This is a genomic window from Rhizobium mongolense USDA 1844, from assembly GCF_000419765.1.
GTDB lineage: Bacteria > Pseudomonadota > Alphaproteobacteria > Rhizobiales > Rhizobiaceae > Rhizobium > Rhizobium mongolense.
In genome coordinates this window covers 13,553-37,803 of sequence record NZ_ATTQ01000028.1, presented here as the reverse complement: position 1 = coordinate 37,803, position 24,251 = coordinate 13,553, and the positions used below count along the sequence as shown (strand labels likewise).

Below are 24,251 nucleotides of genomic sequence, written 5' to 3'. Positions count from 1 at the left end.
CGAAGAGAGGCCGCTCACGGCGTTGATCGCGATGCACCACGAGACTACGCTTTTCGGAACGGGCCGCGCCTTGCTGCGGCCCTTTCCATTGATGGAGGGCCGCGAACTTGGCTGATGAAGACAAGGACAGCAAAACAGAAGCCCCGACAGCGAAAAAGCAGGCCGACGCGGCCGAGAAAGGCAATACGCCCTTCTCACGCGAAGTGCCCATCTTTGCCACCGTTCTTGCGACCTTCATCTATCTGACATTCTATCTGCCCGACGGCATCAGCCGGGTCAGCGAATCGCTTCGCGACATCTTCGAGCAGCCGGACCAGTGGAAGATCGAGACCGGGCCGGACGCGATGTCACTCTTCGTTCATCTCGGTTGGGTGAGCGCCGTGCTTCTCACGCCGGCCATGCTGCTGTTCATGATCTTCGGCGTCGTAGCATCCATAAGCCAGAATTTGCCCACTCCGGTTCTCGAACGCATCCGTCCGCAGCTGTCGCGCATCTCGCCGGCCAAGGGCTTTTCGCGCATGTTCAGCCTGCCCGGCCTGATCGAATTCGGCAAATCGCTTTTCAAGATCCTGATCGTCGGCGTGATCGTGTTCTTCGTGCTGAAGAGCGAATATTTCAACGCGATCGATGCGATGTTCTCCGACCCGCAAACCTTCTTCGACCGGACGATGACGATCATGCGCAAGATCGTGCTGGTCGTGCTTTTCGCGACAGCCGTCGTTGCGATCGCGGACTTCTTCTGGTCGCGGCATCACTGGTTCACCGAACTCAAGATGACGCGGCATGAAGTAAAGGAAGAAAACAAGCAGGCTCAGGGCGACCCCTTCGTGAAGGGCCGCCAGCGCTCGCTGATGCGAGACCGTGCCCGCCGCCGCATGATTGCCAATGTCGATCGCGCCACGCTCGTCATCGCCAACCCGACGCACTATGCCGTGGCCCTGCGCTACGTGCGCGAAGAAAACGATGCGCCAGTGGTTCTCGCCAAGGGTCAGGACCTCATTGCGTTGAAAATCAGAGAGATAGCCGAAAAGAACGGAATTCCGGTTTTCGAAGATCCGCCCCTTGCACGCTCCATGTTTGCGCAAGTCTCGATCGATAGTGTCATCCCGTCAGTATTCTACAAGGCAGTGGCAGAGCTCATTCACCGGGTTTACGCCGCCGACGCCAGGAACAAACGGGTAAGATAAGCCGAATGAAGAAATGCCCCTACTCTTCTCAGCGTGAAAGAATTCTTGCCGAAGCCATCAGCCCGGTTGCGACCGAGCTTCGGCTTCTCGACGCTTCGGATCTGATTTCGCTGCTGCGCTTCGAGTATTACGGCAGCATCGCCGATCTGGTGGCCTCGGCTGCGGAGCTCTTCTTTCATCCCGGCACGGTCAATTTCGGCCTTGGAGGCAATTACACGCTGGAATGGGGCGGCAAGCCGGAGGTCGTCCTCGATCTCGAGATCAAGCCGCACGGCGTGACGGTCTACGCGCAACTGACCCTGGCGGAGGAGCATGCCGGCGTCGAGATCAATCACATCGCCTTCCATGAACCGTCCACCGATCCAGACGTGAACACGGCCTTTTTCGAACGCAGCCTGCGCGAAAGCCGGTTCAATACCCGGCCGCTGCAGGCGCTAGCCGGCTGATCGATCATTCCAACATCAGGCATAAAGAGCCCGGCCGGTCCGCCCGCGCCGGGCGTGTCAGCTGATGTAGCCGAGGCGAATGGCCTTGGCGATTGCCTGGATGCGATTGACCGAATCCAGCTTGATCGTCGCCGAGCCGAGGTAAGCATTCACCGTATGAACCGAGAGCCCGAGCTTGTCAGCTATCTCTTCGCTGATGCGTCCGTCGCCGGCAAGCTGCAGGCAAGCGATCTCGCGCTCGCTCAACGCTTCCGCCGCCGCCGCGCGGCGTTCGTCCAGCGAGAGCAGATCCATCATGATTTGGCAGCTACGGCCATGAAGCTCTACGATCATGTCACCGCCGGGATCAAGATAATCGCCGGTGAAGACGACGAAGCCATTTCCTGCAGCACCGAGCCGCACGGGAAAAGCGAGGCCTGAAAATAGCAGAATGCCATCCTTCAGCCGCGCCATGAACGGCGCGAAATCGGCTGAGCCGGGCGCGGCGCGATCATGTGCGCCGGCCCAGGACAGAGGCAAAAGGGATTTCTCGATATGGTCCAGCAGCGCATCGCCATAAGCGTCCACAAGGGCCTTGCTTGCGGCCGCCGCTGCCGAAGGTCCCCAGTTCTCGAGTTCGCAGACCAGACGCTGCTTCGCCGGCAGACCTGAGCCGCTCATCCGGTAGACTGCAAAATTCTGGGCATCCGCCAGCTTCTGCATCGCGACCAGCCGCGGGAAGAGGTCGGAGCGGCTGCTTATCCTGTTCAGGCGCACGCTGCGTATGTGTTCCGTACTACCCATCGCCCTGCTTGACGAATGCCCCATAACTTCCCCTTAGACGAGATTATTTCTCACCGCAAACGCTATGGCCTCGGAGCGAGTTTTGGTCGCCGTCTTTCGCATGACGCTCGTAATGTAGTTGTTGATCGTATTGCGGGAGATGCCCAGGATCATCGCGATCTCATCGCTGGTTTTGCCCTCGGCGATCCAGAAGAGACATTCGAGCTCCCGCTCCGTCAGCTCAAAATCGCGCTCCGCCCGGGCGCCCCCGCACCGGAGCGAACTTGCCAGATAACTTGCAAGGAGTCCCACGTCCCTCAGCCGCTCCGGTGACAGGATGAAGCCGTCATCGAAGAGGAACATCAGCGACAGCCGCGAACGGCCGACATTTAACGTCAAGGAACAATACTGGCGGCTGGCGCCATCCGGCACGTCGGCATTGTCGGGCAGAAGAGCAAAATTTGGCTGGAAGAGCTGCATGCACTTTTCCAGCTCGGTCGTGCGTGCATAACTGCTTGTCAGTGACGTCGCCAGGTCCTTCACGAGATCGAACGGCCAGTCCGAGGACACGATGAAATCGAGGCCAGCCTCCTGGATGAGGTCGGATCGCGAAAGCAGGTAATGCGACGCTCCAACGTAGTCCGTCAGGGTGCGAAGCGCGACCTGCAACCTCCCGCTGGCGGCAATTTCGCTGAGCTGCCCAATGAGCTCCTCGCGAGAGCAAAGATTGACGGCCTGGAGACCGACGAAGTTCGCGGCCTGATTTTCGCCCTTAAGCAGTATGTGCATATCCATAGGCAACGTCCCGCGGCTGAGTGCCCGATCCTGCAAGGCATTGTCTGCGCAGGGCCGACGCGGCCTGCGGCAATGACTAAACGAATCACCCAAGGGTAAGTCAGACGATAGAAACTACCATATCCGAGTTCTTGGGATTTACTCTTGCCGCTTTCCGTGCGCGTGATTCGCGCTCAGACATCGCTCGATTAGATGGTTGGAACCTATGGTGATTCTCTCAATATCGCAATACACCGCTCCTTTCTGGCGAGTCACCATATAAGTAATTCTGCGCCACAATTCATATATACTTTAAACATAGCTAACATTAATCGAGTAGCGAGAAAAATCCGCCGCTGCGGCGCGTCGCATATGAATATTTATTTACAGAGAAAATGCTCGGCTCTAACAGTCTTCCTACCAAGCGATTTCTCTTTATTTATGCAAGGAGAAAACTTCCGCTCTCGCCTCGTTCTGCAAATAATCGAGCGCCTTTTCAATCTTGTGAAAAAAATGTCCCGCGCGGCAGCTTCCGATAACAAATCCGTGATCTGGCAGCGGGCGGATAAAGACGTTAAAAAAGGCCGGTCTCCCGGCCTTTCGTTTAGGCGGCGTTGTCCACCGCCCATTTCCTGAGGATTTTCGCGGCGCGTTCCTCGTTGATCTCGACCATTCGCGCGAGCTTCCGCTCCGGGCCTTCCTTGACGCGGCGGTTGAAGTTCCCGTCGTCGTCGCCCAGGCTGAGCAGGTCCTCCGTGCTGTCGAAGCCGAAGTCCGAACCGAAGCCGTCCATGAGCGCGCCGCCGGCAGCCGCTCCACCGGCCGGTGCGAAATCAGGCAGCTCCAGGCCAACACTTTCTGAAGACGTGTCGCCGATGACCCCCGCACCTCCACCGCTGATGCTGCGCACCAGAGGCCGCACGCCCATCCAGACCACCACGAAGGCGACGCCCAGGAAGGCCAGCGAGTTGATGATGCCGGCCAGGTTGCGGCTCAGCATATCGAGGACGCGAACGCCGCCGGCGGCATCTTCGAGAAGCTGGTTCTCGAGGAAGTTCATGGCCGTCACCGTGACGACGTCGCCGCGATCAGCACTGATACCGGCTGCCGACGAGACGATCTTCTGCATCTCGGCGAGATAAGCATCGATCTTCGCCTGATCGGCAGGTTCGCCGACCATCTGGGCGATACGGCCCTTGTTGACGACAACGGCGATCGAGAGCTTCTCGATCTCGTAGCTGTTGCGAGTGGTGGCCGTCGTCTTGCTGTTGATCTCGTAGTTTGTCTGCTCTTCCTTCTTGTCCGACTTGTCCTGCGATTCCGGGCTATTGCTTCCACCTTGCTCGGGGGCGGCCTGCGGAACGTTCTGCTCGACGGTCGTTGCGTTATCGGACTGCTTCTGCTGCGACTGCGAGGCTTCCTTGGTCGTGCGCACGGAGCGCTCCACCTTTGATTCCGGATCGTAGACGGTTTCCTGGATCTGCTGCGCATCCGTGTTGAGATCGGCGGTCACGCTGGAGCGGAAATTATCCATGCCGAGGAAGGGAGCCAGCGCCTTGTCGATATTCGATTCGACTTCCTGCTGGACGTTCTGGACGATGTTCAGCGAGCGGTTCAGCGAGCTGTTGCTCGCCTCGTCTCCAGATGCGAGCAGCTGGCCGGCGGAATCAAGAATCGTCACGTCATCGACATCAAGCCCCGGCACGGCCGAGGCGACGAGGTGGCGGATCGAGGTGGCGGCACTTCGGCCTGCCGCAGCGCTCGCCCGGATCATGACGGAGGCTGTCGGCTTCTGCTCCGCCTTACGGAAGTTTCCGACTTCCGGCATAACGATATGGACGCGAGCAGCGGTGATGCCTGAGATGGACTGGATGGTGCGGCCAATCTCGCCTTCGAGCGCACGCACACGTGTGACTTCCTGCATGAAGGAGGTGAGGCCGAGTGAACCGACATTGTCGAAGAGTTCATAGCCCGCGTTCGCGCTGTTCGGTAGGCCCCGCTCGGCAAGCAGCAGGCGGGCCTTGCCCGTCATGCCGGCAGGCACAGTAATGCTTGAGCCGTCGGAACCGACCTGGAAGCCGATATTGGCTTCCGCAAGAGCCATGCTGATCTGGTTGAGGTCAGGAGTGTCAAGGCCGACATAGAGCGTTTCCTGCGCCGGCTTGTTGACGAGAAGGGCAGCAGCCAGGATAATTGCAATTGAAAAAACGCCAACGCCAGCGAGCGCCAACAAGCGTGTCCGCCCCAGCGAACCTAAGTTCTTAATGAGCTGAACTAATTGATTTAACAGATTCATTCTGTTCTCGCACGATCCGTCAAAGACAAAACAGGCTTATTGCCTCATTTGTTGATAGACGGCGAAACTTGTGCGAGCGTTTCGTCAGGGCAGGTTGGGGAGCTTTAAAATCAGAAGAAATCGAAGTCGCCGGCCGCCTTGCTGAGCGGCTGGGAATGGCCGTGGCGGGTGGCACCGCCGAGCGCTTTTTGCATTTCGGCAAGTTTGACCAGGCTGAGCGCGGTCGCAACGTCAACCGCCCAGCTCTGCGGAATCTCGCCGGTGATCGTGTCAATGAATTCAGCGAGGCCGCGGGTCTTCTGAACGGCAAGATCGATGCCCTGCATGATCTTCATGCTATCGGGCGAGTGCAGGACATCGGCGCCGCCGATTTCGAGAAGCTGCGGCTCGATGCGTTCGATGAGATAGGCGACATCGTGCAGTTCGGAAACGATACGCATAAGGATATCCGGAAGCGCTTCGACCGGCGAAGGCTCTATCGTTCCACTGAAAGTCATAGAAAGATCCTTGTCATCAGAAAAATTCGATACTTGTTTCGACCGGCTTCTGGGGTGCGACAGGGCGCTGTTCGAGAGCCACCGTCTTCTGCGTTTCAGCGCCGGTCAGCGGGTACTGGCGCGCGCGGCCGGAAACCGGCCAGTATTCCAGCTTGCGGCCGTGTTCGCCGCCGGTGCTGGAGCTGACGACCGGGATGCCTTCATCCCTCAGAAACTGCATGGCGAAGGCGGCGTTCTGTTCGCCGACATTGGAGAAAGTCGAGATCGTCTTCGCCCCGCCGAAAATCTTGGCCTCCAGGCGGTCGCGGCGCGCGCCCTGCTTCAAAAGGCCGTTGATCAGCAATTCCATCAGGTGAACGCCATAGCGCGTCGCGTCCCCGCCACTCATCGGCGTGTTACCCGTGCCTGGGAGCAGAAAGTGGTTCATGCCGCCGACACCGGCCACGGGATCGCGCAGACAGGCAGCCACACACGAACCAAGGATGGTCGTCAAAACCGCGGTCGGATCATTCAGGACCTTCCATTCGCCTTGAATGATATGAACGCGGCGGGCTGCTGCCTCGACATTCATTTCAGCGCTCCAAACACGGCTTCGATCGCCGCCTTCATCTTTTCGATGGTGAAGGGCTTGGCAAGCACGTTGTTGGCGCCGAGCTGGGCGGCCTTCTGCACGAGAGCACGATCGCCCTGCGCAGTCAGGATGATGAAGGCCGCCTTTTTGGTTGCCGGATTGGTGCGTACGGCCTGCAGCAGACCGAGACCATCCATCTTCGGCATGTTGAAGTCCGAGATCACCAGATGATGGGGCTGTTGGGCCATGATCTTCATGCCCTGCTCGCCGTCGCCGGCAGCCGTGATCTGCTTGAAGCCGAGCTGGGTCAGCGCATCGCTGAGCAACAATCGGCTCGTGACCTGATCGTCGACGATCAGAACTTTGATTTTCTCCGCAATCGACATTATTCTGTCCCTTCCTTTCGGGCGGCTGTCATTTTCAATATTTCTTCGCCGATGGCATTCAGTGGCAGCTGCTGCTCAACGGCACCGAGTTCATAGGCCACTCGCGGCATTCCATAGACCACGCAGGTCTTTTCGTTCTGTCCGAGAGTGCGCGCGCCGGCATGGCGCATCTTCAAAAGGCCAGCCGCGCCATCGCGGCCCATGCCTGTCAGGATCACGCCGACCGCATTGCGTCCGGCAAGTTCGGCAACGGAATCGAAGAGAACGTCGACCGAGGGGCGATGGCCGTTTACCGGATCGCGCTCGACGAGACGGCAACTGGGTGCGGACGCATTCGCGACCTGCAAATGACGTTCCCCGCCTGGTGCCAGATAAATCTTACCAATCTCTAAACGTGCGCCATCCGTCGCTTCTTCAACGACCGGAGCACAGAGGCGATTGAGGCGGTCGGCAAAGCTTTTCGTGAAGGTCGGCGGCATATGCTGGGTGATGACCGTCGGCGGGCAGTTTGCCGGAAACTTCTGCAACACGGCGATCAGCGCCTCGACGCCGCCCGTCGACGAACCGATCGCGACGATCTTGCGTCCGACCCGGAAATGGGCCACCGATACCGGCGGAACCGGAACTGCTGGCGGCTGCACGAACTGGCGCTGCGTGCGCGCGGCCGCCTTGACCTTCTCGGCCAGATCGCCGAAGGGACGCGGCTCGCCGGGGGCAGGCTTTCCGACGCAATCGAAGGCCCCGATCTCGAGCGCGGCGAGCGTCGCCTCCGCGCCGCGGTGCGTCATGGTGGAGACCATGATGACCGGCATGGGGCGAAGCCGCATAATCTTCTCGAGAAATTCCAGGCCGTTCATGTTCGGCATCTCGATGTCGAGCGTGACGACATCGGGATTGAGCTTCTTGATCGCCTCGCGTGCTTCCAGCGCATCGCCCGCCTGGCCGATGACGTTGACGTCCGGATCGGAACTCAGGACGGCGCTAATCAGCCCGCGCATTGTCGGGGAGTCGTCAACGACGAGAACTCTTGCCGGTGCGCTCATCCCTTTCTCCCCAATCCTTTGGTTGTGTGGCGATAGGTGGTAACGCCTATATTGTCGAAGACGTGCTTTGCTTCGCCGGAAACGCGCTCGGAGTGGCCGATGTAAAGATGTCCGCCTTCCGGCAGCAGTTCGGCAAAGCGCGACCAGATCTTCATCTGCGTCGGTTCGTCGAAATAGATTACGACGTTGCGGCAGAAGATGACGTCGAACTTGCCCTTGAAGGGCCACTGCGCCATCAGGTTCAGCTCGTTGTAGGTGATCAGGCGCTTGACGCGGTCATCGACCTGGAATTTGCGGCGCCCATCCACGTTGACTTCCGTGAACCACTGCTTGCGCATGGCCGGTGATACGGTTTCGAGAGCCGTCTCGTCGTAGCATCCAGCACGAGCGAGATTGAGTACCTTTGGGTCGATATCGGTCGCAAGGATCTTGAAATCGTAGTCGGCGACGTTGGGCATCATCGAAAGCACGGTCAGCGCAATCGAATAGGGCTCCTGTCCGTCGGAAGATGCGGCCGACCAGATGCGGACACGCCCGCCCGTCTTGGCACGATTGAGAAGCTCCGGCAGCACGTGGTCGCGCAGGTGCTCGAAGTGATGGTTCTCGCGGAAGAAGCGCGTGAAGTTGGTGGTCAGATGCGAAAGCATTTCGCGGCGCGGCGCGGCGCCTGCAGGCGAAGAAACCAGCGAGCAGTATTCGCGGAAGCCTGAAAGGCCGAGATTGCGGATATGCTTGGAAAGACGCGAATAGACCAGCGAAGCTTTGGTCTCGTTGAGGAAAATCCCTGCATCCGAGTAGATCATCGCGGCGATTTCCATGAGGTCACGGCGCGTCAGCGGATATTCGCCGCTCGCCAGGACCTCGTCCGGGTTCCCCTGCCTGAGATCTTTTGCACTCAACGCATTCATGCAGCTTCGCTTTCGGTATCAGGGAACAGGGCTTCCAATTCGACCAGGCAGATCATCCGCTTTTCGATCGCAAGAATGCCCCGGGCAAACTGGCGCTCTATATCGGAAGAAATTTCCGGCGTCGGTTGAATATTGTCGTCGGTCACGGTGAGGATGTCCGAGACCGCGTCAACGAGCAGGCCGACGACCTTCCGCCGGACCTGGGCGACAATGATGACGTGGCGTACCGACGGCTCGGCGGGTTTCATGCCGAGCCGCGCCGAAAGATCGATGATGGGCAGCACCGCACCGCGCAGGTTGATGACGCCCTTCATGTGAGCCGGAGAATGCGGCATGGCCGTTGCCGGCGTCCAGCCGCGGATTTCGCGAACCGACATGATGTTCACGCAAAATTCCTGGTCGCCGATGCGGAACGCGATGAGCTCGCGATCCCCCTGGCTCAGATTTTTTACGGTGTACGACATGACCCTACCCTGCTGCTGCCAACGACATTTCGGGTTTCAGTGCCTGGCCGCGCGAGGCGCCGACGACGGCATCGACATCGAGGATGAGCGCCACGCGCCCGTCGCCGAGGATCGTTGCCGCAGCGATGCCCGGTACATGCGTATAGTTCGCCTCGAGGCTCTTGATGACCACCTGACGCTGGCCCTGGATCGCATCGACCATGAGCGCGCGCTGACCGCCGCCTTCGGATTCCACCAGCAGTGCGACGCCTTCGACCGGGTTTGCCTGGGTTGCGCGGAAGTTCAGGATGCGGCCGACATCGACCAGCGGGCAGAAGCTGTTACGGATCGAGATCAGACGGTGGTTCGCACCGAATGAATGGATCGCAGCAGCTTCCGGCTGCAGTGTTTCGACAATGGCGGTCAGCGGTACCACAAGCGTCTGGCCGGCAACCGTGACCACCATGCCGTCGAGGACAGCGAGCGTCAGTGGCAGGCTCATCGTGAAGACGGAGCCATGGCCCGGACGCGAGGTGATGTTGATGCGGCCGCCAAGGGCCTGGATCGAGCGTTTGACGACGTCCATGCCGACGCCGCGGCCCGAAATGTCGGAGATCTTGTCGGCTGTCGAGAAGCCGGGCAGGAAGATCAGGTTGTCGATTTCCTCGTCCGAAAGGTTAGCGTCGGCGGGGATCAGATCGTTATCGATTGCCTTCTGGCGAACCTTCTCGCGGTTGATGCCGGCGCCATCGTCGGCGAGCTCGATCAGGATGCGGCCTGAACGGTGCTTTGCCGTCAGACGAACTGTGCCTTCGGTGTTCTTGCCGGCTGCTGCACGCCTCTCCGGCGTTTCGATGCCGTGGTCGACCGCATTGCGGATCATGTGCGTCAATGGTTCGGCCAGCTTGTCGATGACCGTCTTGTCGACTTCGGTGTTTTCACCTTCGGTGATCAGGCGGATGGTCTTGCCCGTCATGTCGGCAATTTCGCGCACGATGCGCGACATGCGCTGGAAGACCGGCTTAACCGGCTGCGCGCGGATCGCCATGACCGAGTCCTGGATCTCGCGGGTGAGCTGTTGCAGCTCTTCGAGACCCATGTTGATGGACGACGTGCCGGTCGTGTCGTTTTCGATGACGCTCTGGGAGAGCATCGCCTGGTTGATGACCAGCTCGCCGACGAGGTTGATCAGGCGGTCGACGCGATCGAGATCGACACGGATCGTCTGACCGGCTGCGGCATTGTTCTGGGCAGCGGCGGCAGCACTTGCGGCAGCCGAAGCGGCGGATTCCTTCTTTTCGACGCGAGCCGCGGCGGCCGCCATCTGGGTGACGTTTGAGGCCGTCTCGGCGGCGGCAACGGCAGCTGCAGCATCCGACTTCGGCTCTTCCGGTGCCTCGGCGGCACCCTCATCTAGGATCGAAAGGTCGAAGGGAACGGGGATCATCGGCAGTTCGTCGTTGGACGATACAGAGGTTGCGGCTTCGATCGCCTTGACGGCCAGATCGCAATCCCATTCGGCGAATTCGAACACGGCGTGAATGGCATCCTCGCCCTTGTCCGTCTTCAGCGTGATATTCCAGCTGAAATAGGCGCCTTCGGCATCGAGATCGTCGAGGCCCGGCAGGTCGTCCATGTTGCAGTAGCTACTCATCTCGCCGAGGCGGGAGAGATCGCGTAGCAGCAGCGTGGCGTCGTTGCCCTTCGAATAGAGGTCGGAGCGCGGCTTGAAGGTGATTTCATAGACCGGAAGACCGGAGCCGGCCTCTTCCTCGCCGCCGAAATCGTCGAAGGAGAAGGGTATCGGCTGGAAACCGCTGTCATCGGCCGCCTTAGGGGTCTCCGCCACGGGGGCAGGCGCAGGCGCCACCTTTGCGGCAGGTTTCGGTGCCGGCGCTTCGGCGGCTGTGGAAGGAGACGGCAGCTCTCCGTTCGCCAGCGCTTCCAGTTCCTTCACCAGACCGCGGCTGCGGCTCTCGTCGACGCTGCCACCGTCGCGGGCGGCATTGGTGAGGTCCGCAAGCACATCGGCCGATTTGAGCATGACCTTCAGGACATCCTGTGTCGGCTCAAGCCTGTTGGAACGAACGCAATCAAGTGTGGTTTCGAACACATGGGCGAAGGCGACGAGATCGTCCAGACCGAAGGCGCCGGCACCGCCCTTGATCGAATGGACGGCACGGAACACCGCATTGACGGTTTCCGGATCGCGATCGCCATCATTCATTTTCATGAGACCGGATTCCAGTTCGGCGAGCTGTTCCTCGCATTCCTGGAAAAAGATCTCTTTGATTTCGTTCATATCCATAGGAGAGAATCCTGGGTTTAAGCGGTTACGCGCTCAATGGCATCGATCAGCTTGGCAGGGTCGAACGGCTTGACGATCCAGCCGGTGGCGCCGGCCTGGCGGGCGCGGTTCTTCTTTTCAGCGTCGCTTTCGGTCGTCAGCACCAGGATCGGGATCGCCCGATACTTCTCGTTGCGGCGAACACCTTCGATGAAGCCGAAACCGTCGAGGCGCGGCATGTTGATGTCGGTCACGATGACGTCCGGGTTGGATTCTTCCAGGACTTCAAGGCCTTCAACCCCGTCTTCGGCCTGGATCGTCTCGAAGCCCGCATTGTTGAGCGTCACGAGAAGCATGTTTCGGATGGTCCGTGAATCATCCACGGTAAGCACTTTTTTCTTCATTGCCGGATCTCCTTGGCAAGCAGGTGGTCGATGTCGACGCCAACCAGCTGCATGGTTTTGTGAAATGCATCGGACACTTTCGTGAAGGTGAACGAATGCTTGTCCTCGTTCCAGGTCTTTGCCGCCGCCATCAGAACCTGAGCGCACAGGCCACCGAGACGCTCAACGGCGGACGCATCGATCGAAAGATCGCTGCCACGCACTGAGATAAGCTTGTCGCGCAAGGCCGAAGCCTCGTTGAGGTCAAGCACCGCCGCCAAATTCAGCGTCTTCCCACTCTTCTTTGCTGCCATCAGCTTTTCCTTGTCCCCTTGTCCCGTGCCCGCAAAAATGAGGCGAGGTCATATTCCGATAGGTTAGTAAACATTCCCGCCGCCTCCGAAATTCACAGCCGGACGGGAAAACCCGAAATCCTCGTTGTCGTATTGCTCGTCCAGCGTGGCGGGACGGGCCGCGATCTCGATACTGCGTTGGCGGGAAGCGTGGAGCGGCACGGCCTCGATACGGGCGTTTTCGCGGGCGATCCGGAACGCGCGGATCGTCTGCCCCAGTTCGAGGATCACCGTGCGCAGATGATCGGCGCCTTCGGCTGCGCGGTTGGCGGATGCCGCGCTGTCGGCAACTTGCCCGCCAAGCGCCTTGACGTCAGCCGTCACCGTGTCGAGGCTTGCGGCGTGCTCGCCCGTCTGGCTTGCAATCGTTGCGATTGCCGCATTGATGCCGGTTACCTGCCGCACGATGTTGCCGATCGAATCCTGCGTGCGGCCGACCATCTGAACGCCGGCATCGACCTGCGCCTTGGTCGTCGTGACAAGCGTCTTGATTTCGCGAGCGGCTTCGGCAGAACGCTGGGCAAGCGCCCGCACCTCCTGCGCCACGACCGCAAAGCCGCGGCCGGATTCGCCGGCACGCGCGGCTTCGATACCCGCGTTCAGCGCCAGCAGGTTCGTCTGGAAGGCGATCTCGTCGATTGCGCCGATGATCTGGCCGATCTTTTCGGCGGACTGCTCGATATCCGCCATCGCGCTGATGGCGTGGCCGACGACCTGGCCACTCTCTTCTGCCGCTGAGCGGGTGGCGGCCGCGGCCTTTTCCGCAGCGCGGCTTTCCGATGCGCCGTTGCGGACACTTCCGGCGATTGCTTCGAGCGCTGCTGCCGATGTCATGAGTTGCTGCGAATGACCGGCTGCATCATCCGAAAAGCCCTGCGAGGCGGCCGCGAGCGAACGCGTGGAGGTTTCGGCTTTTGCCGTGCGCCCGCTGATGGCTGCAAATTCCGTCTGAATGCCGTCGAGTGCCGCATTGAGCGCACCGGCGATATCGGCGTAGGCATCGTCGCCATCGGTGGCTGCGCGCACGGTCAGGTCGCGGGCCGCGAGGCCGTCGACCACGTCACCGAAAATCCGGGCGATCTCTGCCTTGTCGTTTTCACGCTGCTCGGCAACCGCACGCTGCTGGGAGGCACGCAGTGCATTGAAGCGCAGCGAAACGGCGATTTCGACATCGACCATGACGAGGCGGATGATAGCCGTCATCATCTCGGAGATTTCTTTCGCGCGGCGCTTGGCGCCCGGCAACAGCGGCTTGCCTGCCAGCTCGCCCGCAAGACCGGACATGAGATGCTCCAGCATGACGCCATGGCCGGCCACGTGCCAGCGCGGATCAAGCCCCATCTTACTTTCGCTGTCGGAAAGAACCTTGACGCGTTCTGCATAGAGGCTGTCGAAGCGCGCATCGGTCAGCACGTCCCAGTGGGAGGACTGAAGATCGTGCAGGCGATCGAGCTGGCGCTCGTTCTGGAAATTGCAGGCCGCGTCCGGGAAAGACTGGAAGCGCTGGAACAGGTCGCGAAGGCCGCTTTTCAGCCGGGCTTCGAGCATCGGCCGGTGACGGCGCACGGCCTCGCATTGCGCGGCATCGAGACCGGCAAAGCGCAGGCGATCGCGAAGGCTGCCTGCCTGCGCGCCCTTGGCCTGATCTGATGGCATGTCCTGCCCCAATGCCTATCCCCAACCACATTCCGGACAAGGTCCGGTGAAAAACCGTTGTGCTCCATCCGATGAGCGCAATGCAGGGAAACGACCTGGCTCACCACCGGCGCAAACCGGAGGGCGGAAGTATCCCGATCAGCAAATCTGTTTCGGAAAAGAGATGGATACCGGATCGAGCCGGTACGGCGGGACGGCTTCATGCCTGGTGGGAACGAGCAAACATCTTCCCATTCCGACGTGTCTCGCAATGTTTATGGTTAATTCCTTGCTTGAAGGTTAATAGGCGTTTTAACAAACCGTCCTTTCCAAGCATTTCGAACACGTTCAACGAAATAGTCCGGCGCAGTTGCAGGCGCGCTACAAGTCCCGCGCAAGGTCTATGCTATATCCGGCACCTCAGACATGACATGATGTCGTTAAGGATAGAGCAATGATTGTTCTTGGACTGGGTTCCTGCCTCATCGCGATCGCCACGCTGGCCGCCGTCGCCCTGCTCGACCGGATCGAAGCCAATCGCGGCAGCCTCACCCTCCGCGTGCTCTGAATGCAGTTGCCGCCTGCGGCATAGTGCGGCTTTCTTGCGCCGCCCCGTTGGCAGCCCTCTTCCTCTGATGTATCGCAGGCGCCTCAAGCTCAGCGGAAGTTGTTCATGACTGCCAGAACCGGCCTTTTCATCATTCTCGCCGTCACCCTGTGGCGTATTGTGATGCTGCATTTCGACACGACCGATTTCTTCGTCGATGAGGCGCAATACTGGTTCTGGTCGCAGAATCTCGACTTCGGCTATTATTCGAAGCCACCGATGATCGCCTGGTTCATCCGCTCGATGACGGAAATTGCCGGCTCAACCGACATCTTCTGGGTGCGGCTCTGCGGGCCTCTCGTGCATATGGCCACGGCATTGCTGCTGATGCAGTTCGCAAAGCGCGTTGCCGGTCCCGAAATTGAAGGCTGGACCGGTGTCATCTACATCACGATGCCCGCCGTCGCGCTCTCCTCCGTCTTCTTCTCCACCGATGTCGTTCTCCTGTTCTTCATGACGATCGGCCTCTGGGCCTATTTCAGACTGACCGAGAAGCGCTCGGGCGCCCTTGCGCTCGTCATGGGTGTCGCCTTCGGTTGCGCCTTCCTGTCGAAATACGCGATCCTTTTCATCGTTCCAGGCGGGCTGATCGCGCTGCTTCTGGTTCCGTCTGCGCGGATTGCCTGGCGCGACTTCTTCATTTCGGTCGCCGCCGCGCTTGCCGTCGCTTCACCAAACCTGTGGTGGAACGTCACCCATGACGCGACCACAGTGCGCCACACCGAAGACATCGCGAAGTGGGACCAGATGCAGTTGAACTTTGGCGGCGCGCTTGAATTCTTCGCCGCACAGTTCGGGGTCGTCGGGCCGATCGTCTTCTTCGCGATGCTTTGGGCGACTTGGCGCATGATCAAAGGCAAGAGCGGCGAGAAGGAAAAGCTCCTCATCTGGCTCTCAATGCCCGTCGTCCTGCTGATCACCCTGCAGGCCTTTGTCGCCAAGGCCGAGGCGAATTGGGGCGTGTCGGCCTATGTCGCTGGCACGGTCCTCGCCGTCTGGGTGCTCACGCAGCTATGGCCGAATGGCTTGCGCATTTCGCTCATCGTCGGCGGCGTTGCGAGCTTCCTTTTTCCGCTTGCGACGATCTTTGCGCATCAATTGATACTTCCGGGCGGTAATGAAGTGATGAAGCGCTATCTCGGCCGCAGCGAAATCAGCCGCGAAGCCGGTATGCTAGCCAAGCAGGCCGGACTTGGCATCGTCGTCACCGACAATCGCGATTTCGTCGCCGACATGTTCCATACGCTCAGGAACGAACCGCTCAAGATCTATTCGCGTCCACCTGCCGGATTCCCGGGCAATTACTACGAGCAGAACTTCGCATTGCCGGCGGATGTGCAGGATCAGGTTCTCTTCGTCACGCGCAACGAACTGACCTGCGCAGCCGCACCAGCGGAACTGGTCAAAAGTTGGCAGCCGGCCGACGGCTACTACCGCGGCAGGACGATCAATGCATACAAAGCGCCTGCAAGCTGCCTTAGACCGCAGAGCTAAAGACTGGCCGCGGGAGGCAGGCAAAGCCCTGTCCCCGCCCCTTCGATCTCAACGAAGCGAACACCGCCGTCCTCGAAGGCCAGGCGTAGCTGCGCCTCGGTGGCGCGGTGGATTTCATGGTTCTGTCCTTCGTAGTCGCGTATTGTACTGCGCGAAACCGACGCCTTGCCGGCGAGTTCGGCCTGCGTCCAATCAAGCAATCCGCGTGCCGCCCGGCATAAAGCAGGCGTGAGAATAGTCTCCTTTGCGCCTTGACCCATGTCCTCAATCCACCCATATTGGTCAACATAAGCCATATATGTCACGTTTTGATCAGGAATTCCAGACGGGGAGAGAGCGATGCCGCACGACACGCCTTTGATTTCGACGATCGTCGGGGGTCTCGTGCTGGCGTTTATCCTTGGCGCCATCGCCAACCGCCTGAGATTGCCGCCGCTTGTCGGCTATCTCGTTGCCGGCATTCTCGTTGGTCCACACACCCCGGGCTATGTGGCGGATCAGGATCTCGCGCCCGAACTTGCCGAAATCGGCGTCATCCTATTGATGTTCGGCGTCGGCCTGCACTTCTCGCTCAAGGACCTGCTTTCGGTTCGCGGCATAGCCGTGCCGGGAGCCGTCGCCCAGATCGCCTTCGCGACCCTGCTCGGCTGGGGTCTCGGCGCGCTGATGGGCTGGTCAACCGGCGGCAGTCTCGTCTTTGGCCTCGCACTCTCCGTCGCCTCGACCGTCGTTCTCCTAAAGGCACTGCAGGAACGCCGCCTCGTCGAAACGGAACGCGGCAAGATCGCCGTCGGCTGGCTGATCGTGGAGGACTTGGCCATGGTCCTCGCGCTCGTGCTGATACCCGCAGCAGCCAGCATCGGCGGTGGTGAACATGCCCCGGTCGAGCCGCTTTCGGCCGGCCTCAACCGCCTGTTCGGGCTCGATCTCGGCATTTCCGGCATCATTGGCATGACGCTGGTGAAGGTGGCACTCTTCGTCGCCCTCATGCTTGTCTTCGGCCGCAAGCTCATTCCCTGGACGATGCACAGGATCGCCCATACCGGCTCGCGTGAACTCTTCCGCCTCGGCGTGCTCGCCATCGCGCTCGGCGTCGCTTTCGGCGCCGCGAAGCTCTTTGGCGTGTCGCTTGCACTTGGCGCCTTCTTTGCGGGCATGGTGCTTGCCGAAAGCGAACTCAGCCATCGCGCCGCCCAGGAAAGCCTGCCGCTTCGCGACGCGTTCGCTGTGCTCTTCTTCGTCTCCGTTGGCATGCTCTTCGATCCGCACATCCTGGTCGAAAGGCCGCTGCCCATCCTGGCAACCGTCTTCATCATCGTCATCGGCAAGTCCGTCGCCGCCTTTCTCATCGTGCTACTCTTTCGGAAGCCGGCCGGTACGGCACTGACGATCTCCGCGAGCCTGGGACAGATCGGCGAATTCTCCTTCATCCTTGCCGCCCTCGGCGTCGATCTCGGCCTGCTGCCGGAAGAAGGCCGCGATCTCATCCTCGCAGGCGCACTCATTTCGATCATCCTCAACCCGCTGCTCTTCTTCGCCTGCGACCGCATGCGCCCGCTTTTCCACCGTCCGAAGCAGGAGGAGGCTCCAGTTGATACAATCGCTGCCGCCGAAGAACCCATCGAGCCCGCCGAAGGCGAAGACGAAATCCAGCCGACGTCGCTTTCCGGCCACGCCATCCTCGTCGGCTACGGCCGCGTCGGCAGCATCGTCGGCCAGAACCTGAAGTCTTCGGGCACGCCTTTCTTGGTCATCGAGGATTCCGAAAAGCGGATTGAAGAGCTTGCTGCGCAGGGCGTTGAGACGGTTCTCGGCAATGCCGGCGCCCGCGAAGTGCTCGATCTCGCCAATCTTCCTGGCGCGCGCAGCCTGGTGATTGCCATCCCGAATGCCTTCGAAGCATGCCGTGTTGCCGAATACGGCCGCAGCGTGAACCCGTCGATCCTGATCGTCGCCCGCGCCCATTCGGACGCTGAAGTCGAAGAGTTGAAACAGTACGGCGCCGATACCGTCATCATGGGCGAGCGAGAAATCGCCATGGGAATGGTTGACCGGCTCGCCCAAGTGCATCATGACAGTCCGGCCTATGAAGATGGGCATGGGACTGATACAATTCCGGGCACGGCCGCAGCGCCGTCCGAGAGTGAATGACGGGTTTTTACGCTTTTGAGCCGATTTGAGAGCGAGATCGCAAAGAATGGCGGGGAAGGATTTGATGCACGCCGGTTGAGCGCCCGCATCGCGGTTTCGCTCGTCCTTGCGATTGCCGCCTATATCGGCCTTCTCATCGGCGGCAATCTCGTTCTCGGTCCCGCAGCCTCAGACAACAATGCGCTGATTTTGCCCGGCAAGGAACCGCAGCCGCCCCAGCTGACCGCGCGCGAGGCGGTTCGCGGCATTCTCGCCGCCGATCGTAAGGTTGCGCCGAAACAAACGCTTCACGATTTTGGCCCGGTCCCCCTGCCGGTACCGCCACATCTCGAATTCGCAGAGTGGAGCCCGCCTGCGGCTCTGCCGCCGATCGATACTGCTCTTCGTCCGGCCGCTCTGCCGGGCAATCAGCCGCGAGCCCCGCCCGCCGCTTGAAATCGCGACCATCGCGCCTTTGCAAAATCACATGACACACCGCCAGCGCACCGCGCCGGTATATGCATATTCAAGGAATACAACGACATGCGCACCTCACCATGGCTGGTGCTCACCTACACGGTGATCATCCTCTTCGGCATTCTCACGGCGTTGCCGAACGTCCTGCCGCAAAACGTCCTCGACCGCATACCTTCCTGGCTGCCGCACGATCAGGTCTCCCTTGGTCTCGACCTCCGCGGCGGCTCCCACCTGGTTCTCGAAGTCGATGAATCGGAACTGACGAAGGAACGCCTGCAATCGCTCCTGCAGGATACCCGCCGCGTGCTGCGCGAAAAGGGTGTTGCGACCAGCTCGGTCGCCCGCAACCAGAACCAGATCGTCGTGACGCTGACGGACCCGACGCAGCGCGACGCCGCCATCAGCGATCTGCAGACGCTGGCGAACCCTGTGGGCGTCGGCCTTACCGCCGGTCGGTCCGACCTCGATATCGCTGCCAGCGGCGCGAACAACGTTACGATGACCTTTTCAGAGGCAGGTATCACGCAGAACGTGAACTCCGCCGTCGAGCAGAGCCTCGAGGTCATCCGCCAGCGCGTCGACCAGGTCGGCGTTGCCGAACCGACGATCCAGCGCGTTGGCGCAAACCGTATCCTCGTTCAGCTTCCCGGTACGCAGGATCCGACCCGCCTGCGCCAGCTGCTCGGCTCCACGGCCAAGATGACGTTCCACATGCTTGCCCCGAACAACGCTCCGGCACCGGGCGTGACCATGATGAAAGACGAGCAGGGCAACACCTATCCGGTGGAAGACCGCGTCGAAATCTCCGGCGACCGCCTTTCGGACGCCCGCGTCGGCTTCGACCAAAACACTCGCGAGCCGATCGTCAGCTTCCGCTTCGATAGCGCCGGCGCAACCCGCTTTGCGGATATTACCCGCCAGAATGTCGGCAATCCATTCGCCATCGTCCTCGACGGCAAGGTGCTGAGCGCGCCCGTCATTCGCGAACCGATCACCGGCGGCTCCGGCCAGATTTCCGGCAGCTTCACGGCTGAAAGCGCCACCACGCTTGCGGCAATGCTGCGTGCCGGCGCCCTTCCCGCCAAGCTCACCGTCATCGAGGAACGCACCGTCGGCGCCGATCTCGGCGGTGACGCCATCAAGAAGGGTCTGACCTCCGGCCTCATCGGCTTCGCACTGGTCGTCGGCTTCATGTTCTTCCTCTATGGCGGCTGGGGTCTGCTCGCAAATGTCGCGCTGTTCCTGAACGTGATTTTGACCTTTGCCGGCCTGACACTGATCGGCTCGACGCTGACCCTGCCCGGCATCGCCGGTGTCGTCCTCGGCATCGGTCTGGCGGTGGATGCGAACGTTCTCATCAACGAGCGTATCCGTGAAGAAACCCGCAAGGGCCGCGGCGCATTCGCCGCGATCGACGCCGGCTTCAGCCGCGCCTACTCGACCATCGTCGACAGTAACATGACGGCGCTGATCGCCACCGTGCTGCTGTTCTGGTTCGGCTCCGGCCCGGTTCGCGGCTTCGCCGTGACCATGGGCCTCGGCATCATGATCTCCATGTTCACCGCCGTTTCCATCGTCCGCGTCGCGATGATGGCAATCGTCCGTCGCACGAAGATGAAGGTCATCAACATCAAGCCGCTGCTTCCGATCAGCCTCGTTCCGGACGGTACGCAAATTCACTTCATGAAAGCGCGCTTCTTCGGCCTTGCGCTTTCCGCCGCCCTTTCCATCATTTCCGTCGTGCTGTTCGTCACGCCGGGCCTCAACTACGGCGTCGATTTCCGCGGCGGCATCCAGTTGGAAGTGAAGACGGCACAGCCCGCCGATCTCGCCTCCTTCCGTGAAGGCCTCGATGCACTCGGCCTCGGCGAAGTGGCGCTGCAGTCCTTCGGCGACAGCAACCACGTGCTTATCCGGGCCGAGCGCCAGCCGGGCGGCGAAGAAGCGCAGACGACCGCCGTCAATCAGCTGAAGGCAGAGATCGTCAAGGTCGATCCGTCGGCAACGATCGAACGGACGGAAGTCGTTGGCCCGAAGGTCAGCGGCGAGCTCGCGGTCGCCGGTTTTCTCTCTGTCGTTCTCGCAAGCCTGGCGATGCTTGTCTATATCTGGGCGCGCTTCGAATGGCCATTTGCGGTCGGCGCCATCGCGACCCTCATCCTCGATGTGACGAAGACCATCGGCTTCTTCGCGCTTACCGGGCTCGACTTCAACCTGACTGCCATCGCGGCCCTTTTGACGCTGGTCGGTTATTCGGTGAACGACAAGGTCGTGGTCTACGACCGCATGCGTGAAAACATGCGCCTCTACAAGTCGATGCCGCTTCGCGAACTCATCGACAAGTCGATCAACGAAACGCTCGGCCGAAGCCTCTATACCTCCGCCACCGCCTTCCTCGCCATGCTTCCAATGGCGATCTGGGGTGGCAGCGCGGTCGAGAGCTTTGCGATCCCGATGGTGTTCGGCATTGCCGTCGCCGCGCTCTCCTCGGTCTTCATCGCGGCGCCGATCCTGCTCTTCCTCGGCGACTGGCGCCGCCGCCACGCCAAGGCAGTGGCGGCATCCGCTGGCGCCGAGCCGGAAATCATTCCGCCGGAAGCCACCGAGCCACGCAAGTCGATCGGCTAATAAATCTTCGACACAGACATTCCGAGAGGGCGCCGGTTGCCGAACCGGCGCCCTCTTTCTATTTTCACTTCAAGGAAGCGGGAGGTCGCGTCTCAATGTCATCCGGTCCAACGCCAACTGCTGTTTCGAGCACCAGCGAGGAGCGCATAAGGCGTTTTCTGGCGACGGCTTCACACGACCTTCAATCGCCGCTCCGGCACATCGCGATGTATGCGGAAATCCTCCTGGATGAGCTCGGCGAGAAGCTCGATAGCGAACAGCTCGAAAGCCTCACGGCGATCCTTCAGAAAGCCCAGACTGCGCAACGCCTCACCAAGGCGCTGATGAGCTTTGCAGCCGGCGCGCCGCAGGTTTCGCCAGCTCCGGTGGAACTCGGCCCGCTTGTCGACGATCTCTGGACGGAATTGAAGACCGAGATGGGTGCCCATGACGCGAGTATCGCCCATGACAGGCTTCCAACCCTCAACAGTGATGCGACCCTTCTCTCGACCGTGCTGAAGAACGTTCTCGCCAATGCGCTGCTTTACCGGGGTGCGGCGGATCCCCGTGTAGACCTGGCGGCAGAAAGGAGCGGCAGCGATTGGCTGATCCATATTTCCGACAACGGGCGGGGCATCGAGCCGGTCCATCAGGAGCGGATATTCGAACCTTTCTGGAAACTGCCCCAGCCAGACGCCGTGACCGGTCCTGGCCTGGGACTGACGGCTTCGCGCGAACTCTTAAGCGCGCTTGGCGGCGAACTGATGCTCAGCCATTCGGACCACACGGGGAGCCGCTTCACTATCCGGCTGCCCGCCTGAACTCGATCAGATCGTGTAGTCGTCCTTCCAGAAGTCGGGCAGGTCGTACTTCACGAATTCGCGGATGATATATTGCAGCGTCCGCGCGTCGATCTCATCCTTGCCGATACGAAAATCGACGCCATAGTCCGGAAACTCCTGGAAATAGCCATCCGAAATGTCCGTTGAAACAACGCCGATTGGTCCTGTGTAGCCGATGCCGCGAAGCTCGGGCACCGTCTCGCGGAAATCGGCATTCGGCAGCAGTCGGTTGTCGAGCAGAATGAGATCGAACCGGCCGCCCTTGACCTTCTCCAGCGCGTCGCTGATGGACTGCGAATATTCGACGTCGACGGCAGGCTCGGAAAGGCTGCCAATCTTCTTCTTCAGCGACCTGAACTCGACGAATTCGTCATCCACGAATAGGACCTTGACGGCATCTCCCGGGACCGCTTCGGCGCTCATGCTGTTTTCCCCGGTCACGAAACCAAACCATTCCTGAGGGCAATCGCCACCATATGAACGCGGTTCACCGCATCAAGCTTCCTGGCGGCGGCCGTGATATGAGAATTGACGGTGTGCTCCGACAATCCGAGAATGATCGCGATCTCGGCTGAAGTCTTGCCTTCGCTGGTCCATTTGACGATTTCCGCCTCCCGTTGCGTCAGGCGCCCTGACATCTCCTGCGTCAAGATTTCCTCGTAAAGTTTGTCGAAAATACGCATGGCATCGAGCAGAACGTCGGCGATTTCTCCCTGATCGGGCTCGGACCGCATGCCGCTGAGCACGAGGCAGTAGCGCCGCCCCTCCGGCGTGAAGAGAGGAATGAGCAGAAAGGTATTGCCATTGAATTCGTTGAATACGAGGTCGGCCCCGAGCGATCCGCTCTTGCCGTAGACCGGCGTCGTCAGGAACTGCGCGGTCTTTGCCTTCAGCGCGCCCAGCGCCTCCTTGAGCATCTTGACGAAAAGCGGGACCCTGCGTTCGGCAATATTGGTGATGACGATTTCGCGCTCGCCGAAGGGCGCGTTCGCCTCGGAAATCCGAGCAAGCGCAAAGTTATCGAAGTGATAGTGCTGTGCCGCCGCCTTGAAGAGGCGGAAAAAGTCGGTGCGATTGATCGCCCGGCTGAGCTCGGGCCCTGTGTGAAATGGAACCGCCGCAGCGTTGGTCATTCCAGCAAAATCCTTATGTCGAACCTCCGGAAGTCATCTTCATCCCGAAATCTTGGGATATACGTCCTGCATGCGAGAAGTTAGAAGAATCTCGAGACAATTGATGAGGATAATGGGATGGGGACCCCAATATCCTGAAAGCGGAAACGACATCAATTCTCTCAACCGCAAGTGATACACAGGATAGTCGTAGTTCTTACCTAGGTATCGCAATTCCGTTGTTCACCATCCATGAAGAGCGGAAGAAGTGCCGGAGTAAGCGCGAGAGAGCTGATAGATCCACCCAGCTAAGGGGTTGGCTGAAATTCGTGGCGGCGAATGTGGGTCGGTCGGCTCTCTCAGTGCTCAATCACTCCTCTTCCCCATGGTTGTGTATTTTGAAATTCTGAAACGACCTTGTCAATCGCAGTTTCAAGCAGCGCCAAAGGTTGGATCTGCAGCTTTGTCGCGCGTCTTCCCTTCAGCGCGACGTTTAGGGATGCAGAATTGCCGCAAAGTCGAGGGGTTTTTGAAGATAGGAATCAGCACCCGCAAACAGAGCGCGCTGCCGATCTTCCTCGGCATCCGATCCGCTGCAGACACAAAGACGCATCGTTTTGAACCGGGCTTCCGCTCGAAGCCGCGCGATGAGCGCAAGGCCGCTATCGAGGGGCATATAGAGATCGGCGATGAGCATGTCCGGGAGCGCGGCGCGCTCGGCAAATCGGTGCTCCAAAGCGGCAAGACCCGCCTCCGCCGTTGCAAAACAGAAAAGATCAACAGAGATCCGCTCCTTCTTGCGGATATAGTCGAGGTAGAAAAGATCATCCCTGCTGTCATCGACATAAAATATGACTGGCATCGGTGCTCGCATCCGGCGGTTTCGGGACGCTCCTCGATTGTGCGTTTTCGCAACACTAGCCGCATTTTCCTCCAATCGATAGCAGCGGCAGACCGCCCACCGATGAATCAGTCGCGCAACCATGCGTTTTCCTATTGTGTCTTTTGGGT

Annotated in this window: 24 protein-coding genes; 7 read left to right on the top strand and 17 right to left on the bottom strand. The window is 60.1% G+C overall.

All coding sequences use genetic code 11. From position 1 onward, the window contains the following. The first annotated feature begins 107 nt into the window (after positions 1-107). Both flhB and A3C3_RS0132245 read left to right on the top strand, forming a co-directional pair. Positions 108-1,187, top strand: coding sequence for a flagellar biosynthesis protein FlhB (gene flhB, locus A3C3_RS0132250; RefSeq protein WP_022718679.1), 1,080 nt, complete (start codon positions 108-110; stop codon positions 1,185-1,187). A gap of 5 nt (positions 1,188-1,192) precedes the next feature. Further along, a complete protein-coding gene (locus A3C3_RS0132245; RefSeq protein WP_022718678.1) occupies positions 1,193-1,633 on the top strand; it encodes a hypothetical protein in 441 nt (146 codons plus the stop codon). 57 nt (positions 1,634-1,690) lie between these two features. Here A3C3_RS0132245 and visR read toward each other — a convergent pair whose 3' ends face one another. From visR to A3C3_RS0132180, 13 genes are all read right to left on the bottom strand, one after another. Beyond that, the gene (gene visR / locus A3C3_RS0132240) at positions 1,691-2,440 is read right to left on the bottom strand and encodes a transcriptional regulator VisR (protein ID WP_022718677.1); all 750 of its coding nucleotides are present in this window, start codon (positions 2,438-2,440) and stop codon (positions 1,691-1,693) included. Between the two features lie 9 nt (positions 2,441-2,449). Then, positions 2,450-3,190, bottom strand: coding sequence for a transcriptional regulator VisN (gene visN, locus A3C3_RS0132235; RefSeq protein WP_022718676.1), 741 nt, complete (start codon positions 3,188-3,190; stop codon positions 2,450-2,452). Positions 3,191-3,773: 583 nt separating this feature from the next. Further along, complete coding sequence (fliF, locus tag A3C3_RS0132230) at positions 3,774-5,465, bottom strand: flagellar basal-body MS-ring/collar protein FliF (RefSeq protein WP_022718675.1); 1,692 nt, start codon at positions 5,463-5,465, stop codon at positions 3,774-3,776. Between the two features lie 110 nt (positions 5,466-5,575). After that, entirely contained in the window at positions 5,576-5,962 is a 387-nt protein-coding gene (cheT, locus tag A3C3_RS0132225; protein ID WP_022718674.1) for a chemotaxis protein CheT, read from the bottom strand. Positions 5,963-5,978: 16 nt separating this feature from the next. Beyond that, positions 5,979-6,533, bottom strand: a complete 555-nt coding sequence (gene cheD, locus A3C3_RS0132220; RefSeq protein WP_022718673.1) for a chemoreceptor glutamine deamidase CheD — start codon at positions 6,531-6,533, stop codon at positions 5,979-5,981. After that, the gene (locus A3C3_RS0132215) at positions 6,530-6,919 is read right to left on the bottom strand and encodes a response regulator (protein WP_022718672.1); all 390 of its coding nucleotides are present in this window, start codon (positions 6,917-6,919) and stop codon (positions 6,530-6,532) included. The genes cheD and A3C3_RS0132215 overlap by 4 nt, the downstream gene beginning before the upstream one ends. Continuing rightward, positions 6,919-7,962 carry a protein-glutamate O-methylesterase CheB gene (cheB, locus tag A3C3_RS0132210; protein WP_022718671.1) on the bottom strand — a complete coding sequence of 348 codons (1,044 nt, stop codon included), beginning with the start codon at positions 7,960-7,962 and terminating at the stop codon, positions 6,919-6,921. Before cheB ends, A3C3_RS0132215 begins: the two co-directional genes overlap by 1 nt. Beyond that, entirely contained in the window at positions 7,959-8,870 is a 912-nt protein-coding gene (gene cheR / locus A3C3_RS0132205; protein ID WP_022718670.1) for a protein-glutamate O-methyltransferase CheR, read from the bottom strand. Before cheR ends, cheB begins: the two co-directional genes overlap by 4 nt. After that, positions 8,867-9,334 (bottom strand): chemotaxis protein CheW, encoded by a 468-nt coding sequence (locus tag A3C3_RS0132200; RefSeq protein WP_022718669.1) that lies wholly within the window; start codon positions 9,332-9,334, stop codon positions 8,867-8,869. The genes cheR and A3C3_RS0132200 overlap by 4 nt, the downstream gene beginning before the upstream one ends. A 4-nt stretch (positions 9,335-9,338) precedes the next feature. Then, positions 9,339-11,621 carry a chemotaxis protein CheA gene (locus A3C3_RS0132195; protein WP_022718668.1) on the bottom strand — a complete coding sequence of 761 codons (2,283 nt, stop codon included), beginning with the start codon at positions 11,619-11,621 and terminating at the stop codon, positions 9,339-9,341. A gap of 17 nt (positions 11,622-11,638) precedes the next feature. Further along, positions 11,639-12,004, bottom strand: a complete 366-nt coding sequence (gene cheY1 / locus A3C3_RS0132190) for a chemotaxis response regulator CheY1 (RefSeq protein ID WP_003570362.1) — start codon at positions 12,002-12,004, stop codon at positions 11,639-11,641. Next, complete coding sequence (locus A3C3_RS0132185) at positions 12,001-12,297, bottom strand: STAS domain-containing protein (RefSeq protein ID WP_022718667.1); 297 nt, start codon at positions 12,295-12,297, stop codon at positions 12,001-12,003. The genes cheY1 and A3C3_RS0132185 overlap by 4 nt, the downstream gene beginning before the upstream one ends. Before the next feature lie 63 nt (positions 12,298-12,360). Next, a complete protein-coding gene (locus tag A3C3_RS0132180; protein ID WP_022718666.1) occupies positions 12,361-13,992 on the bottom strand; it encodes a globin-coupled sensor protein in 1,632 nt (543 codons plus the stop codon). Positions 13,993-14,644: 652 nt separating this feature from the next. Between A3C3_RS0132180 and A3C3_RS0132170 the strand changes: the two genes are divergently transcribed. Further along, a complete protein-coding gene (locus A3C3_RS0132170; protein ID WP_022718664.1) occupies positions 14,645-16,072 on the top strand; it encodes an ArnT family glycosyltransferase in 1,428 nt (475 codons plus the stop codon). Here A3C3_RS0132170 and A3C3_RS0132165 read toward each other — a convergent pair. Further along, entirely contained in the window at positions 16,069-16,377 is a 309-nt protein-coding gene (locus A3C3_RS0132165) for a helix-turn-helix domain-containing protein (protein ID WP_028740185.1), read from the bottom strand. The two genes, A3C3_RS0132170 and A3C3_RS0132165, sit on opposite strands and share 4 nt — an antisense overlap. 34 nt (positions 16,378-16,411) lie before the next feature. Here A3C3_RS0132165 and ybaL point away from each other — a divergent pair, with 34 nt between their 5' ends. The 4 genes from ybaL (at position 16,412) to A3C3_RS0132145 (ending at position 22,107) form a co-directional block, all read left to right on the top strand. Next, positions 16,412-18,223: a YbaL family putative K(+) efflux transporter gene (ybaL, locus tag A3C3_RS0132160; RefSeq protein WP_022718662.1), complete on the top strand. Its 1,812-nt coding sequence runs from the start codon at positions 16,412-16,414 to the stop codon at positions 18,221-18,223. A 15-nt stretch (positions 18,224-18,238) separates the two neighbouring features. Continuing rightward, the gene (locus tag A3C3_RS0132155; RefSeq protein WP_022718661.1) at positions 18,239-18,658 is read left to right on the top strand and encodes a hypothetical protein; all 420 of its coding nucleotides are present in this window, start codon (positions 18,239-18,241) and stop codon (positions 18,656-18,658) included. 87 nt (positions 18,659-18,745) lie between these two features. Further along, positions 18,746-21,307, top strand: a complete 2,562-nt coding sequence (gene secD / locus A3C3_RS0132150; RefSeq protein WP_022718660.1) for a protein translocase subunit SecD — start codon at positions 18,746-18,748, stop codon at positions 21,305-21,307. 95 nt (positions 21,308-21,402) lie between these two features. Then, entirely contained in the window at positions 21,403-22,107 is a 705-nt protein-coding gene (locus A3C3_RS0132145; protein WP_022718659.1) for a sensor histidine kinase, read from the top strand. 6 nt (positions 22,108-22,113) lie between these two features. Here the strand turns inward: A3C3_RS0132145 and A3C3_RS0132140 are convergent, their stop codons facing one another. From A3C3_RS0132140 to A3C3_RS0132130, 3 genes are all read right to left on the bottom strand, one after another. Beyond that, positions 22,114-22,551, bottom strand: coding sequence for a response regulator (locus A3C3_RS0132140; protein WP_022718658.1), 438 nt, complete (start codon positions 22,549-22,551; stop codon positions 22,114-22,116). Positions 22,552-22,565: 14 nt separating this feature from the next. Then, positions 22,566-23,261, bottom strand: coding sequence for a response regulator transcription factor (locus A3C3_RS0132135; protein ID WP_022718657.1), 696 nt, complete (start codon positions 23,259-23,261; stop codon positions 22,566-22,568). 472 nt (positions 23,262-23,733) lie between these two features. Continuing rightward, positions 23,734-24,102: a response regulator gene (locus A3C3_RS0132130; RefSeq protein WP_022718656.1), complete on the bottom strand. Its 369-nt coding sequence runs from the start codon at positions 24,100-24,102 to the stop codon at positions 23,734-23,736. Positions 24,103-24,251 lie beyond the last annotated feature (149 nt).